This is a genomic window from Mycolicibacterium septicum DSM 44393, assembly GCF_000455325.1.
Taxonomy (GTDB): Bacteria; Actinomycetota; Actinomycetes; order Mycobacteriales; family Mycobacteriaceae; genus Mycobacterium; species Mycobacterium septicum.
This window is the reverse complement of record NZ_HG322953.1, coordinates 428976-443903: the sequence shown is the minus strand read 5'-3', so window position 1 is coordinate 443903 and position 14928 is coordinate 428976. Positions and strand designations below refer to the sequence as shown.

The window sequence follows — 14928 nt, the reverse complement described above, 5'->3', positions numbered from 1 at the left end:
ATCTCTGGTTCGACCGTTGCGAGCACGGCACCATCGGAACCATGAGCTACAACCGCCTCCGTGCAGACGACACCTCACGCATCAAGATCGACGTGGCGATCGGTGTTCTGGTCGCCCTGCGCGGCTGCGCGCCCGATCAGGCCTTCGCCGAGCTGGTGCGGGTGGTGCAGCGCACCGGCATCGGAATCGGCAGCATCGCAAGGGCGTTGGTCGACCTGGCCGGTGGCCGCTCGGGCACCTCGGCCGAATACGCCGAGGCGTTCAATGCCTGGGGTGAACTGCTCGCGCAGGCCCGGCGGGTGCCCGTCAACACTGCCCAGTGACCACGCCGTCGCCGGCCACCGACGGGCCGATCATCCTCAACGGTTTCTCGATGGACGCGGTCTCCCACGTCAACTACGGCCTGTGGCGCCACCCCCGCGACCAGACCCACCGCTACAACACCATCGCCTATTGGCTCGAGCTGGCACGCATCCTCGACGAGGGACGGTTCGACACGTTCTTCCTCGCCGATGCGGTCGGCCTGCTCGACACCTACGGCGGCAGCGCGGCCACTTCGTTGCGGACGGGCACTCAATCTCCGCTGAGCGATCCGCTGTTACTGGTATCGGCCCTGGCCGCGGGGACCACGCATCTCGGATTCGGCGTCACGGTGTCGACCACCTACGAGCATCCGTATCTGCTGGCCCGCAAGTTCACCACCTTGGACCATCTCACCGGCGGCCGAGTGGCCTGGAACATCGTTACCTCCCAACTCGACAGTGCCGCACGCAATCTGGGCCTGGACACCCAGATTCCCCACGACGAGCGCTACGAGCGCGCGGACGAGTTCCTCGACGTCGCCTACAAGCTGTGGGAGGGATCCTGGGAGGACGATGCTGTGGTGCGCGACCGCGACCGCAACGTCTACACCGATCCGGACAAAGTGCACGGGATCGGCCACCGCGGAAGATACTTCAGCGTGCCCGATGCCCACCTGTCCGAACCGAGCCCGCAACGCACCCCGCTGCTCCTGCAAGCCGGCGGCTCGCCGCGCGGCCAGCACTTCGCCGCCAAACACGCCGAAGTGGTGTTCGTGGCCGGGGCCGACGCCCCAGGAATCCGGCGCAACGTCGAAACCATCCGCGGGCTGGCGGCCCACCACGGACGCGATCCCGACTCCCTGAGCTTCGTCAGCGCGCTGTCGGTGGTGGTGGACGACACCGCGGCCGGCGCCGCAGCCAAACTCGCCGACTATCAACGGCATTTCGATGTCGAAGGGGCATTGGCACACTACTCGGCTAGTACCGGCGTGGATTTCTCCGGGCAGGACCTCGACACCGTGATCGGCCACCACGACACCGATTCGAACCGCTCGCTGCTGTCGATGTTCGCCGACGCCGACAAGGCCTGGACCCTGCGTCGCGCACTGGCACCGGCCGCGGGATTCGGCCGGTCCCACACCCTGGTCGGGGATGCCCTATCGGTCGCCGACCAGTTGGAGCAGTGGTTGCGCGACACCGGAACACAGGGCATCAACCTGATCCACATCGTCAATCCGGAGAGCTATCGGGACTTCGCCGAACTCGTTGTGCCCGAGCTGGACCGGCGCGGTCGGGTGCGCCCCAGGCCGACGGCCCCGGCCACTCTTCGCGGCAGGATCGGCGGGCGGGCCAGGGTGCGCGACGATCACCCGGCGGCACGCTACCGGGATGCCCTGTCCGCCGACGCAAGCCACCAGACGCGGACGGGTTAGATTCACGGCTGGTTTATCGGTTGTCCGCGGCGGGCTCCGGTGGCAGCGTTGCCAGGCTGATGAGCATTCACCTGCACTGGTACCTACCCACCAACGGAGACAGCCGCGACATCGTCGGGTCCGGCGACGATTCGCACCTGGCGGTCGGCCCGTCATCCAGCAGAATCCGGCCACCGACTATCGACTACCTGACCGAAGTCGCCCGCACGGCAGAACTTCTCGGCTTCGAAGCGGTACTGACGCCCACCGGGACCTGGTGTGAAGACGCCTGGATCACCACGGCGGCGCTGAGTCAGGCCACCACCCGCCTCAAATTCCTGGTGGCGTTCCGTCCCGGATTCATCTCGCCCACGCTGGCGGCGCACCAGGCCGCGACCTTCCAGCGCATCTCCGGTGGACGGCTCCTGCTGAACATCGTCACCGGGGGCGACCCGGTGGAACAAGCCCGCTTCGGTGACCACCTCGGCCACGACGAGCGGTATCGGCGAACCGGCGAGTTTCTCGATGTGGTGCGCGGTGTCAGCACCGCCCCAGCGGGAGCCGCCTTCGACTTCGACGGGCAGCACTACCGAATTTCCGGCGCTCGCATCGACTTCGGCGACTGGGATCCGCCGCAGATCTTCTTCGGCGGTGCCTCACCCGCGGCTGAGGAGGTCGCCGCCCAGTATGTCGACACCTACCTGGCCTGGGGCGAGACGCCGGCTCAGATCGCCGAGCGGCTGCAGCGGTTGCGGGCCCGTTCGGCGGCTCACGGCCGGACCCTGCAGTTCGGAATCCGGCTGCACGTGATCAGCCGGGACACCTCCGAACAGGCGTGGGCGCATGCCGAGCGGCTGCTGGGCGCGATCAGCGAGGAACGGATCAGATCGGCTCAAGAGGTGCTAGCCCGCACCGAATCGGTGGGACAACAGCGGATGACCGCGCTGCACGAGGGCAGCACGGCTGATCTTGAGATCTCCCCCAACCTGTGGGCCGGCTACGGCCTGGTCCGCGGCGGTGCGGGTACCGCGCTGGTCGGCAGTCACACCGAGGTCGCAGACCGCATCAGCGAGTACCACGATCTGGGCATCGACCACTTCATCCTGTCCGGGCAACCCCATGTCGAAGAAGCCTTCTGGTTCGCCGAAGGCGCTGGGTCGATCCTGCGTGCGAGGGGACTCGTATGAGTCCGGTACGCAACGACATCCGGGTACTCGATACCGAGGACGACCTGATCGGTGCGCTCAACCTGTTCCGCACCGCGATGGTCGGATTCCCTCCGCTGCGCGGCCTGGCGCCCGGACGGATCCACACCCTGCTGGAGCAGGGGCGGACCCTGGGAGCGTTCGTCGACGGCAGACTGGTCGGCACCACCGACTCGGCCACCAGCACGCTTACCCTGCCCGGCGGCAAGCTGGTCGGGCATGCGGCCGTCACCCACGTCGGGGTTCTACCGACCTTCACCCGGCGTGGTGTCGCCACCGATCTGCTCAGCCACCAGCTGCGCCAGATCCGGGGCCGGGGTGAGGTGGTCGCAACGCTGCGGGCATCCGAGGCCACCATCTACGGGCGTTTCGGGTACGGCGTGGCCAGCTCCTCGGCCGCCGTCGAAGTGCTGACCCGGCGTGCCCGCCTGCGAGCCGGTGTCGGCGCGGGCGGGCCGGTGCGGCTGATCGACGTGGAGGACTCCTGGAACTTGCTGTCGCAGATCTACGCCGCCAACCGGCCGTCGCGGCCCGGATCGATCGACCGGCCCGCGGTCTGGTGGCAATCGCAGCGGCTGCGGGCCGAGACGGCGATAGGTCCGAGCTACGTTGCCGTCCACGGCGATCCGGGATCGGAGACCGGATTCGCGCGCTATCACCCGGCCGACACCGACGGATGGTTCGTCAGCGACCAGCGCACGGTCGTGGTCGACGATCTGTTCGCTCCCACCACCGATGCCTATCTCGGGCTGCTGAGGTACCTGCTCGACCTCGACCTGATCGACCGCCTGGTACTACCGATGCGTCCGGTCGACGACCCGCTGCCCTGGCTGCTCACCGACCGGCGGGCCGCACGGTTCACCGGCATCAGGGACGAGACATGGCTCCGCGTGGTCGATGTGTCGGCAGCCCTGGACGCACGCACCTACACCGGCGACGGAGAAGTGGTCGTTCGCATCGACGACCCAGTGCTACAGGAGAATTCACAGACATACCGAATCTCGCCGGCCGGTGCGGTGCCCACCGACGGCCCGGCCCAGCTGGAGGCCGACGTCGAGGCGCTCGCCGCCGCACTGCTCGGGGCCACCCGTTGGCAGGATCTGGCACTGGCCGGCCTGGTGCGGGTCAACGATCGCGACGCGGTGGGCGTGGCGGATCGACTGTTCGCGGTACCGGCGCTGCCGCACACCGGAATCTTCTTCTGACCGGCGATAACTTCGTACTGATCCAAACGGTGTCCGTCGCGCGGGCGAAGGCCGATAGTGTTCGCATGATTGCGGCGACGGCGCCTTCTGAGGCACGAACAGACGATGGCACTGTTTGACGTCGCCGACCTCGCCGTCACGATCCATACCGGGAACCGCGCGAGCGGACGGCGAGCGGTGCGGGCGATCGAGTCGTTCTCGTTCTCGGTGGACTCCGGGCAGACGGCTGCGCTCGTGGGTGAATCCGGTTCGGGCAAAAGCGTTTCGCTACTGGCGGCGACCCGCCTGCTCGGCCCGCGAGCAGAGGTCAGCGGATCCGTGCGATTCGGCGGCCGTGATCTGCTGAGTGTTTCCGACAAGGATCTCCGCCGGATCCTCGGCAAGGACATCGGATTCGTGTTCCAGGATCCGCAGAGCAATCTGCACCCGTTCAAGACCATCGGCAACCAGATCGACGAGGTGTTGCGGATCCACACCCGAACCGGTCGGACACAGCGGCGCGAGCGGGTCGAGGAACTGCTCGACGACGTGGGCATCTCCGACCCCTCCGATGCCTACGACAGCTACCCCGCCGAGTTCTCCGGGGGCATGCGGCAGCGCGCGATGATCGCGATGGCGATCGCGCTGAACCCGGCCCTCATCATCGCCGACGAACCCACCACCGCCTTGGACGTCAGTGTGCAGCAAGGCATCCTGGAACTGCTCAAACGATTGCAGCACGAACATGGAACCGCGATACTGTTCGTCAGCCACGACCTGGGCGTGGTGCACGAGATCGCCGACACCGTAACGGTTGTCAAGGACGGCCGAGTGGTCGAGAGTGGTCCGCGGGACAGGATCTACCATCGGCCCGAACAGCAGTACACCCGCGCTCTGCTCGCCGCGTCACAGCTGCACAGCATCGACTCGGTCAGGCCGCCGGCACCGTCCGGCACGCACGCCCAGGCCGAGCCGCTGCTGGCGGTCCGCAACCTGCGCAAGAGCTATCCCCGGCGCGGACAGCGTGACCGTGCGACCGTGATCGACGGGCTGGACTTCACGGTCCACCGCGGTGAGATCGTCGGTCTCGTCGGCGAATCAGGCTCCGGGAAATCGACCGTCGGGCGCATCGTGGCCAGCCTGCAGTACGCCGACTCCGGCGACATCGTCCTTGCTGGAACGCCATTGCCCACCTCGGTCCACGACGGCGTGCCGCGTCTGGAAGCCACCACCCGCCGGGCCGTTCAGTTGGTCTTCCAGGATCCGTACTCCAGCCTCAACCCGCGCCGGACCGCCGGTGAATCCGTGGCCGAACCGCTGCGGGCACACCGTGTTCCGGTCGCCGAGATAGCAGGCCGGGTGCGCCGGGCCGCCGATCAGGCCAGACTGCCGGAACCGATGCTGAGCCGCCACCCGGCCGAGTTGTCCGGTGGACAGCGCCAGCGGGTGGCGATCGCACGAGCACTGGTGCTCGAACCGGATCTGATCGTCGCCGACGAGGCATTGTCGGCTCTCGATGTGACCACACAGGCCGAAATCATCGGACTGGTCGAGCAACTGGCACGCGAACACCACACTGCCTTCCTGTTCATCACCCACGATCTGGGCGTGGTGTCCTCGATAGCGGACCGGGTTATCGTGCTGAGCCCCGAGGGTCTGGCCGAGAGCGGGAGTACGGCAGACGTGTTCGCGAGTCCGCAATCGGCCTACACCCGCCGGCTGTTGGACGCTGTTCCCCGGTTGCGGGCACGGGCGTCATGACCGGACTGCTGGTCCGCTCCCCGATCGCCGTAGACCCGCCGGCGTCGCCGGCGCGCCGGGGGCTGCGGACATACTTCGCCGATCCGGGCCTGCTCGCCGGCTCGGCGCTGGTGACCGCGGTGGTTCTGGCTGCGATCTCGGCCCCCGTGGTGGCCGCCATCGTCGGACACGGACCCAACGACCAGTTCCCCGACGAGACGCTCGACGCCAGTGGCCTGCCGATCACCGGAGGAAACGGCTTCCTGCTCGGCGCCGACGGCAGCGGCCGGGATGTCTTCGTCCGCATGCTCTACGGCGCGCGGATCTCCCTGGCGATCGGTATCCCGGCCACCACCATCGCCATGCTGGTCGGGGTGACCGTCGGCCTCGTGGGCGGATACTTCGGCGGCCGGGTGGACGCAGCGCTCTCCGAGCTCACCAACGTCGCACTGGCCTTCCCGTTCCTGGTCACCGCGCTGAGCGTGGTCACCCTCAACCGCGGCACCGCGGGCACCACGTTGGTAGATCCCATCTTCGTGGTGATCGGCATCATCGCGCTGTTCTCGTGGACGTATTTCGCGCGCCTGGTACGCAATTCGGTGATCGAACTGAAATCCAAGCCGTTCGTGCTGGCCGCGATCGGGGCGGGAAGCACGCCGGTGCGCGTCCTGCTGCGGGAGATCCTGCCCAACATCGCCCCGACCGTGATCATCTACTGGGCAGTGCAGCTGCCCACCAACATCGTGGCGGAAGCGTCGCTGTCCTATCTCGGTGTCGGCATCAAGGCACCGACTCCGAGTTGGGGCACCATGATCGCCAACGCGCAGGATTCCGCGCTGTATCAGACCCAGCCGTTGATGCTGATCGCACCCGCCGGTGCGCTGTTCGTCACGGTGCTCGGATTCAACATCCTGAGCACCCGGTTGCGCAGCCGCTTCGATCCGTCGTCGGCCCGGTGAGAGCGGTGACAAGCACTTTGACTCGGTATTTCACCTGGCGGCTGGCGCGGATGGCGTTGACGGTGTCGGCCGTCGTACTCGTGACATTCGGACTGACCAGGGTCGCCTACCAGAATCCGGCCCGCATGCTGGCCCCGGAGAACGCATCCGAGGAGACGGTCGCCGCGATCGCGAACAGCCTGCGCCTCAACGATCCCTGGTACCTGCAGCTGTGGTACTACGTCGTCCGCGGGCCGGAGATCAAGGGCACTCCGACCGGATTGCTCAACTGGCCACCGAGCCTCGGATACTCCTATCGCCAGCAGCGGCCCGTCACCGATCTGATCCTGGAGAAGATCCCGGTCACGTTCAGCCTGGCGGCCGGCGCACTGATCCTCTGGATCACCGTGTCGATCGTGCTGGGGGTCTACGCCGCCCGTAGGCCGGGCAGCCTGTTCGACCAGGTGAGCTCCGCGACATCGTATGTGCTGCTGTCCATCCCGACTTTCGTGACCGGCGTCATCCTGCTGTTCGTCCTGTACTACCAGTTGTCGCTGGCCGGGGTGAAGTTCTTCCCCAGCGGCGGTTACGTGGCGCTGACCGAATCCCCTGCCGAATGGGCGCGGCATCTGCTGCTGCCCTGGCTGACCCTGCTGCTGGCCGAGGTCGGTTTGTTCCAGCGGGTGGTGCGGGCCTCGGTCCTCGAGGTTGCCAACAAGGACTACATCCGTACAGCGCGGGCGAAAGGAGTTGGGACACACGGTGTGTATTTCAACCACGCGTTGTCCGCGGCGCTGAACCCGATTCTGACCCTCGGCGCCATCGAATTCGCCGCCATCCTCGGCGGGGCGATCATCACCGAGCAGATATTCGGGCTCGACGGCGTCGGACGGCTGGCCGTCAACGCGGCCAACAACGGCGACGCCCCGGTGGTGATCGGGTGCACGCTGCTGGGCGCCGTCATCTTCGTCGTCTCGACCTTCGTCGTCGACCTCATCACCCATGCCCGCAGTGGCAAATGATCCTTCCGCAACACAACAAGGAGCACCATGAGAACACCGCGAAAAGTGGTGGGCGCACTGATCGCCACCACCGCACTGCTCGTCGCCGCGTGCGGCACCGACAAGGGCGGGTCGGCATCGCCGGCCAACCCGGACAGCCTCTTTGGCGGGACACTGCACGTCGCGTCGGTGGAGGACATCGACGCGCTCGACCCGTTGATCGCGTACTCGGCAGAATCTTGGCAGGTGATCCGGGCGACGACGCGTCAGCTGGTGACCTACGCGGGCAGCAAGGACGGTATCGGCGATGACACCAAGGTGGTGCCCGACCTTGCCGAAAGCTGGGACATCAGTCCCGATCGCCTGACCTACACCTTCCATCTGCGGGACAACATCGCCTACTCGGGGGCGAGCAGCCGTCCGATCACGGCCCGGGACTTCGTCTATGCCGTGAAGCGCTTCCCCGACCCCAACGCACAAGTCAGCGCGATCACCTACTTCAACGCGACGTTCGCGGGTTTCAAGGAGTACGCCGACGAGTTCGCCAAGGTACCGACCGGCGATCTGGCGGCGGTCAAGAATTTCATCGACAGCCACGAGATCAGTGGCCTCAAGGCGTTGGACGACAAGACGTTACAGCTCACGTTGACCGCTCCGGCCAGCGACATCCTCGACATCCTGACGCTGAACTTCGTCACGCCGCTGCCCGAGGAGGTGACCTCGAAGTACTTCGCCGACAGCCTGGAGTTCCGTAAGAACTACGTGTCCAGCGGCCCGTACCAGATCAAGTCCTACGACCAGGGCAGGCAACTCACCCTGGCCAAGGTTCCCGAGTACAACTCCGACGGCGACCCGCGCAAGGCGTACACCGACGAGATCGTCTTCGACACCACCGTCGCCTCGGCCGACGCGGCTTCCCAGCAGCTACAGACCGGCACGGCCGACATCGCGCTGTATGTACGCGCCTTCCCGGCCAACGCGATCGCCCAGTACAAACAGCGTGACCCCGACCATCTGCACACCTCGGCCAGCGGCTCGGCGGTGTTCATCAGCTGGAACAATCCGGCCGCCCCCAAGACGCCGGCGCAGGCCGCGCTCAAGGACCTCAAAGTCCGTCAGGCGGTGAACTATTCGCTCAACCGGGCGGACGTGGTCCGGGGGCTGGGCGGCCCCGACTCGGCGATCCCCAGCAACGAGATCCTGACCTCGACGATCGTGGGATACAACAACGAGAACCCCTACCCCACACCGGAGGACAAGGGCGACCCGGACAAGGCCAGGGCGTTGCTCGCCGAAACCGGCCACCCGGACCTCACCCTCAGCGTGGCGTACCGCAACACCCCTGAGTTCGAGAAGATCGGCACCTCGGTCCAGACCGCACTCGCCCGCTCCGGAATCACCGTCCGCCTGGTCCCGATCGCCGGCGACAGCTGGGGTGCCTTCCGCTCGTACCTGGCCGAGGGCTCCAACCTGAATCAGTGGGATCTGGCCATCACGAACTGGACCCCGGACTGGCAGGGCAACAGCGCCCGGATGACGCTGGGCGGCTGGCTCAACTCCGACTTCGCTCCGGGAGGCACCTGGAACGGCGTGACCTATAACAATCCGCAGCTCAATGCCGCGGTCGCGCGGGCATTCGCCGCGCCCGACCCGGCAGCGGACTGGAAGCAGGCCAACAAGATCGCCACCGCCGATCTCGCGTGGTTCCCGCTGATCGAACGGGTCAAGACGATCCCGACCTCCGAGCGGGTGACCAACTGGACCTGGCAGTCGCTGGGGAACAACGCCGACATCACGAACATCTCGGTCAACGGTTGAGATCGGGGGCGGCGGGCCTGACTCGCGCCGGCCTCAACCGGCGGCGCGCGCCAGCAGCCAGGCTTCGCCGTCCCCTTCCTGCTCGGCGATCGCCTGCAACCCGGGGAACTGGGTGCGCAGTTCACCGGGTACGGCGCGGAACCTTCCGGGTGCGGCGCCCACCTCGCTCAGCACACAGATGGCCAGCAGACCGCCCGGCCGCAGCCGCGCTGCCAGGGCCGGGTAGAGCCCGGGTTCGCGGAAGCGATGGCACAAAACCACGTCGACGGGCGGTCCGGCCGGGAGACCCTCGTCGAGATCGGCGACATCGAAACGGCAGCGCTCTGCCACTCCGTGGCGGACGGCCGACTCCCTCGCCTGGGCGATCGCCACGGCGGATACGTCGAGACCCTGTACGCGTAGTCCGCGCCGGGCCAGCCACAGCGCGGCCCGGCCGGTTCCGCACGCGACGTCGAGGGCCGAGCCGCTCATCGGAAACAAGCCGGCGTGGCCGGCGAACACCTGCGGCAGCGCCGGCCCCGCGTCCGGGTCCCGGTCGGCATAGGCCGCGTCCCAGCGGACGCGGTCCTTCTCGCTCACGTGGGCCACCCTATGGGAGGGAATAGCGGAACACCCTCCGGGGTTAGCCCGTTCATGCGAGCCCTCGTCTACGACCCGCACGCTCCTGCCAATCTCCGGTTCGACGAGGTGGCCGAGCCTTCGGTCACCGAATCGCAGGCCCTGATCGAGGTGCGCGCGATTGCGCTGAACTTCGGTGAGCTGCACTTCATCGACCAGATGCGCCGTCCTGGCGAAGTTCCCGGCTGGGACAGTGCCGGCGTGGTCGCCCGGGCCGCGGCCGACGGCTCCGGACCGCCGGTCGGCGCCCGGGTGGTCGGCTTCAGCGGTGAGGCCGGCTGGGCCGAACGACGCGTCGTGGCGACCGACAATCTGGCGGAGTTACCCGAGTTCGTCGAGTTCGAGGAGGCTGCCGCGCTGCCGGTTGCCGGGGTGACCGCGCTGCAGGCGTTGCGAGCCCTCGGTCCGGTCGTCGGCCGCCGGGTATTGATCACCGGCGCATCCGGAGGTGTCGGCCGGTTCGCCGTGCAACTGGCCGCCCGGGCCGGCGCCCACGTCGTGGCCGCGGTCGGCAGCGCCCCGCGCGGTGAGGGTCTCGAGGAACTGGGCGCGGCCGAAGTGGTGGTCGGGCTCGACGCGGTGACCGAGCCGGTGTTCGGCGTGCTCGACAACGTCGGCGGGAAACTCCTGGCACAGGCCTTCAGCCTGCTGTCCGACGGTGGCTCGGTGCAGTCCATCGGGATGGCCTCCAACGAGCCCACCACGATCAACTTCGAACAGGAACGGCGGACCGGCAACCGGAAGCGGTTGGAGCCGTTCACCGTTCGGGCACCGTTCCAGGACGACCTGCGTTACCTGCTGACCCTGTTGGCCGACGGCGAACTCGATCCGCAGATCGGCCTGCGGGACTCATGGGAGAACACCGCCGACGCCGCCCTCGCGCTGTTGGGTCGCAAGGTCGCAGGCAAAGCGGTGCTGCAGGTCGCCTGACCCGGCGGGCTCAGTTGCCCTGGCCGCCTCGTCCCCGTGACACCAGATCGGCCACCGGGTCCTTGCCGTTGATGAACCAGTCGCCGAGGATGCGCGCCTTGTAGACGACCGGGTTGTGCGATGCCAGCGTTCGGGCGTTGCGCCAATGCCGGTCCAGGCCGAGCTCTTCGGATACGCCCGAGGCGCCGAGGGCATCGAACACGCGGGTGGTGGCCCGCAGTGCCGCGGCCACGATGACCAACTGTGCCTGGGTGACGGCCACCTCGGCGTCGACCAGCAACTGGCGGGCCTGGCCGTCGCTGCCGGCCAGCCGACCGGCCACGATCCGATCCAGGCTGCGCGCACTCTGCCCCAGTGCCGCAGTGGCGCCGAACGCCTCGGCCGACACCTCGCCGATCACCTGCAGCAGCTGCGCATCGGCGGACGGAACCTCGGCCAGTCCCTGCGGATAGTTGCGCTTCCGGGCCGACAATGCCGCCGAGGCGTCACGCTGTGCGGCCCTGATGATTCCGGTCAGCACCGCGAGCATGGCGATCTGGTAGAAGTGCGCCTGATAGGTGAACCGTTCGGTCGCCGGGAACACGTTGCCGCGCTCGGCCCGGGCCTGGTCGTAGCGGGCCGAACCGCTGCCCGTCGTGCGCTGGCCGAATCCTCGCCAGTCATCGATGAGGGTGACGCCAGGATCATCGGCGCGCACCAGGGCCGTCCACAGCTCTCCGTCCTCACCGCGGCCCAGAACGTCGAGCCAATCGGCGTAAAGACTGCCGGTTGCATAGAATTTCGCACCGGACACCAGCCAGTGCCCGTCCTGTTCGGTGACCGTCGTGGCCAGATTGGCCAGGGTCAGATTGTTGGCCTCGGTCCAGCCGCCGCCCACGAACTCGCCGGCAAGAAACCGCTTGATCCAGGTGGTGTTGTCCTCCGATACCGGCGCATTGAGCCGGTCCTCGACGAATGCCAGGTGGTTGCGCCAGATGTGGGCGATGTTGGCATCGGCCTCCCCGAGATCGGCCAGCAGCAGGAAGGTCTGCTCCAGCGACGCCCCGAAACCGCCCTGCTCTGCCGGAATCCGCAAGGTGCCGAAGCCTGCGTCATTCAGCCAGCGCACCTGCTCGTGCGGGAACACCCGGTCGGCCTCGCGCTGCCGATTCCCTTCGGCGATCCGCTCGAAGATCGGCCCGAACACCGAGCGCAATTCGGCGTCATAACCTGAGGGGCGCTTCAGATATGTTGCTTCCGTCGACATTTAAGAATTCTCCTCGGCGTCGATCCGGTACGCGTACTCGTCGCGCACAGTGCGATACCCCAATCGGGCATAGAGCAGGTGGGCATTGCTGGCATTAGCGATGTCGGTGCCCAGCGAGGCATGGGTGAAACCCCGTCGCAGCGCCGCCAGCCAGAGCTTCCGCAGCAGTAGCTCCGCGGTTCCGGCCTTACGGCGGTCCGCGCGCACCCCGATGTAGTCGGTGTGCGCACTGCGGATCTCGTCCGCACCGCTTCCCGAGGTGTAGGTGGAACCGAGCACGTAGCCGACCACGACACCGTCGTCATCTACGGCGGCCAAGCTGAAATCCGGGGTGAACGCCCGGCTGGCCAGGTGATATTCCCAGCGCTGCGGAGTCTTCGACATGTTTCCGAAATGCTCGCGGAAGGTGTCGAATTGCACCTGTCGGACCTGCTCGGCGAGACCGTCCGCCAGGACCTGCGGCCACGACAGGATCGTGATCGACGCGATCCCCGCCTCGGCCAGCGCGACAGGATCCTCGTCGCGCAACGACTTTCGGGTGCTGGCGAATCGGCGCTCTTGACGCGCTCCGCGAGCGAGCAGGGCATCGATCGTCACTGCCTGGTCGGCACCGATGAACACCCGCAGGTAGGCGCCCGGCACGGCGACCCGGCCGAACTGATCGACCGTGCCGTCGACGATCGCCCGCACCGCATCGGCTGGGGCGTGCGGACCGAATACGAAGTCCCCCAACACCTCCGGTTCCGCACCGTCCGGCCGGTGCAGGGCTGCATATCCGGCCACTGCACCTTCCCCGTCGAGGAGAACAACCGCAGAGCCGGGATACACGCCGCCGAGTTGTTCTGCGATATCGCGGGAATCGGCGGCGAACTTGCGTCCACCGAGCCCCGGTGTGGTGGCCAGGAAGTCGGCGATCAGCGGGTGATGTCGTGGGGTTATCTCGGCCACGGTCCAGCCGGTGACATCCGACGCCGCAGACGGGGTGTCATGGATCAGTGTCACGGCGTCACGCCCGCATCGATCCACCGCTGCTGCTCCTCGGGCGAGACGCTCTGGATGGTGCCGATCCGGTTGGCCACCTCAGGACGGGTCCGCTTGAGGTACCAATACCAGGACAGCCCGGCCAGCAGAATTGCACCGAACACGAAAGGCAGGATGTTGAACGGGAACTCGGGCACCGGGTAGAAGTTGCTGACGATCACATAGCCGAGGCCGATGGTGGCCGCGACCGCGACGGCGAGCCGCCGCGGGGTCAGGGCACCGATCTTGCGAAGCCAGATCGGTGTGGCGATGACCACCAGCAGGTAGCTCACCAGGAAGCCCCAGTTGGCCACGTAGCCGCCGTACACGTCGAACACCAGCCGGCCCGCGGAGCTGAACGTGGCCGTGATCGAGAACGCGAGGGCAAGGATCCCGACGAACACCACCCCCGCCCACGGCGTCTTGTACGTCGGGTGCACCTTGGTGAACACGTGCGGAAGGGCGCCTTCGTGGGCGAAGGTGAACAGCGAGCGCGCGGCGGCGGTGGTGACCGCGGTGACGAACACGATGAACGCGATCGCAACGGCACCGCTGACGACCTGGTTCACCCACTCCACCCCGACACTGGTGGCCAGCTGCGGCAGCACCGCCTTGTCCCCGTCGATCTCACCGAAGTGCAGGATCTGCGGGTATGTCGCGAAGATGTAGAGGGCGCCGATCAGGATCACGACGCGCAGAAGGGATCTGGCGATATTGCGGTGGGCGTCCTTGGCCTCGGCCCCGAGCGAGGCGACGCTTTCGAACCCGGCGTACGAACCCACCGCGGTGACCGCCGCGATGAACGTCGCACTCGACCCGAGGTGCTGGGGGTTCCACTGCTCCCAGTCGATGCGGAACCCGTAGCCGATGTAGGAAGCCACGATGATCACCAGGATCGACGCGATGGCGAGCAATTCGAAGGCCAGTTCGTATTTGGCGGCCAGTGAAACCCCGCGATACGGCAGGTACACCGCGACGCCGACCACCACGATCACCAGCAGCAGGCGGAACCAGACCGCTTGGGATCCAAGGCCGATCGACTCCAGGAACGCATCGAGGTAGAGCACCCCGCCGAGGGTGCCGGTGGTCGCGAAACCGATGTAGCCGAACAGCAGGCTGAACCCGGCGGCGAAGGCGAAGCCGGGGCCCAGACCGTTACCCGTGTAGGTGCCCAGCGATCCGGAGGACACCGTGCGCTTGGCCTGGAAACTGATCGTGATGGCGACCAGCACCACGATGGACAGGCCGATCACCGCGGCCCACGCCGCACCCTTGCCCGCCGCCACGAACAGCGAGAACGGCACGACGGCCAGGGCCACGCTGGGTGCGGCGGCCGCCAGGCCCTGGGCGAACACGCCCCACGGGCCGAGCGCCCCCGATTCCAGCCCCGTCGACTCCGCCGCGATCAGCGTGCGGCCTCCGGCCTCCGTCGTCGGCTGCGTATTCGGATCGTCTGTAGTAGTCACGGCAATGTCCCTTTCTGACCGCGACGCCTCCCGTCCGTGAACCGGTAC

At 67.3% G+C, this 14928-nt stretch carries 13 protein-coding genes; 9 read left to right on the top strand and 4 right to left on the bottom strand.

The genetic code is table 11. The features are described 5' to 3' along the window. Positions 1–41 precede the first annotated feature (41 nt). The 8 genes from TX88_RS28985 to TX88_RS28950 all read left to right on the top strand — a co-directional run bounded on the left by TX88_RS28985 (position 42) and on the right by TX88_RS28950 (position 9600). Positions 42–323 (top strand): ANTAR domain-containing protein, encoded by a 282-nt coding sequence (locus TX88_RS28985; RefSeq protein ID WP_044523000.1) that lies wholly within the window; start codon positions 42–44, stop codon positions 321–323. 50 nt (positions 324–373) lie between these two features. Continuing rightward, positions 374–1735 carry an LLM class flavin-dependent oxidoreductase gene (locus TX88_RS28980; protein WP_044524220.1) on the top strand — a complete coding sequence of 454 codons (1362 nt, stop codon included), beginning with the start codon at positions 374–376 and terminating at the stop codon, positions 1733–1735. 59 nt (positions 1736–1794) lie between these two features. After that, positions 1795–2901 carry an LLM class flavin-dependent oxidoreductase gene (locus TX88_RS28975; protein WP_044522998.1) on the top strand — a complete coding sequence of 369 codons (1107 nt, stop codon included), beginning with the start codon at positions 1795–1797 and terminating at the stop codon, positions 2899–2901. Next, positions 2898–4124, top strand: coding sequence for a GNAT family N-acetyltransferase (locus tag TX88_RS28970; RefSeq protein WP_044522997.1), 1227 nt, complete (start codon positions 2898–2900; stop codon positions 4122–4124). The genes TX88_RS28975 and TX88_RS28970 overlap by 4 nt, the downstream gene beginning before the upstream one ends. Positions 4125–4229: 105 nt before the next feature. Continuing rightward, entirely contained in the window at positions 4230–5864 is a 1635-nt protein-coding gene (locus TX88_RS28965; RefSeq protein ID WP_044522993.1) for a dipeptide ABC transporter ATP-binding protein, read from the top strand. Then, on the top strand, positions 5861–6802 hold the full coding sequence (locus TX88_RS28960) for an ABC transporter permease (RefSeq protein WP_044522991.1): 942 nt from the start codon (positions 5861–5863) through the stop codon (positions 6800–6802). The genes TX88_RS28965 and TX88_RS28960 overlap by 4 nt, the downstream gene beginning before the upstream one ends. Positions 6803–6807: 5 nt before the next feature. Further along, positions 6808–7803, top strand: a complete 996-nt coding sequence (locus TX88_RS28955; protein ID WP_244438700.1) for an ABC transporter permease — start codon at positions 6808–6810, stop codon at positions 7801–7803. 27 nt (positions 7804–7830) lie between these two features. Next, on the top strand, positions 7831–9600 hold the full coding sequence (locus TX88_RS28950; protein WP_044522984.1) for an ABC transporter substrate-binding protein: 1770 nt from the start codon (positions 7831–7833) through the stop codon (positions 9598–9600). 33 nt (positions 9601–9633) lie between these two features. Here the strand turns inward: TX88_RS28950 and TX88_RS28945 are convergent, their stop codons facing one another. After that, positions 9634–10179 (bottom strand): class I SAM-dependent methyltransferase, encoded by a 546-nt coding sequence (locus tag TX88_RS28945; RefSeq protein WP_044522981.1) that lies wholly within the window; start codon positions 10177–10179, stop codon positions 9634–9636. Positions 10180–10233: 54 nt separating this feature from the next. Here TX88_RS28945 and TX88_RS28940 point away from each other — a divergent pair, with 54 nt between their 5' ends. Then, positions 10234–11148, top strand: coding sequence for a zinc-binding dehydrogenase (locus TX88_RS28940; protein ID WP_044522979.1), 915 nt, complete (start codon positions 10234–10236; stop codon positions 11146–11148). Positions 11149–11158: 10 nt separating this feature from the next. Here TX88_RS28940 and TX88_RS28935 read toward each other — a convergent pair whose 3' ends face one another. The 3 genes from TX88_RS28935 to TX88_RS28925 are packed head-to-tail and all read right to left on the bottom strand — an operon-like array spanning position 11159 to position 14880. Continuing rightward, positions 11159–12394 carry an acyl-CoA dehydrogenase family protein gene (locus TX88_RS28935; protein WP_044522976.1) on the bottom strand — a complete coding sequence of 412 codons (1236 nt, stop codon included), beginning with the start codon at positions 12392–12394 and terminating at the stop codon, positions 11159–11161. Beyond that, positions 12395–13396: a GNAT family N-acetyltransferase gene (locus TX88_RS28930; protein ID WP_044522973.1), complete on the bottom strand. Its 1002-nt coding sequence runs from the start codon at positions 13394–13396 to the stop codon at positions 12395–12397. It abuts the gene before it with no gap. Next, a complete protein-coding gene (locus TX88_RS28925) occupies positions 13393–14880 on the bottom strand; it encodes an APC family permease (protein ID WP_044522970.1) in 1488 nt (495 codons plus the stop codon). Before TX88_RS28925 ends, TX88_RS28930 begins: the two co-directional genes overlap by 4 nt. Between the last annotated feature and the right edge of the window lie 48 nt (positions 14881–14928).

What these genes read in the sequence shown, in the direction of transcription:
- TX88_RS28985 (WP_044523000.1), top strand. Translation starts at nt 42, where the DNA reads ATGAGCTACAACCGCCTCCGTGCAGACGACACCTCACGCATCAAGATC.
- TX88_RS28975 (WP_044522998.1), top strand. Translation starts at nt 1,795, where the DNA reads ATGAGCATTCACCTGCACTGGTACCTACCCACCAACGGAGACAGCCGC.
- TX88_RS28950 (WP_044522984.1), top strand. Translation starts at nt 7,831, where the DNA reads ATGAGAACACCGCGAAAAGTGGTGGGCGCACTGATCGCCACCACCGCA.
- TX88_RS28960 (WP_044522991.1), top strand. Translation starts at nt 5,861, where the DNA reads ATGACCGGACTGCTGGTCCGCTCCCCGATCGCCGTAGACCCGCCGGCG.
- TX88_RS28940 (WP_044522979.1), top strand. Translation starts at nt 10,234, where the DNA reads ATGCGAGCCCTCGTCTACGACCCGCACGCTCCTGCCAATCTCCGGTTC.
- TX88_RS28980 (WP_044524220.1), top strand. Translation starts at nt 374, where the DNA reads ATGGACGCGGTCTCCCACGTCAACTACGGCCTGTGGCGCCACCCCCGC.
- TX88_RS28970 (WP_044522997.1), top strand. Translation starts at nt 2,898, where the DNA reads ATGAGTCCGGTACGCAACGACATCCGGGTACTCGATACCGAGGACGAC.
- TX88_RS28935 (WP_044522976.1), bottom strand. Translation starts at nt 12,394, where the DNA reads ATGTCGACGGAAGCAACATATCTGAAGCGCCCCTCAGGTTATGACGCC.
- TX88_RS28965 (WP_044522993.1), top strand. Translation starts at nt 4,230, where the DNA reads ATGGCACTGTTTGACGTCGCCGACCTCGCCGTCACGATCCATACCGGG.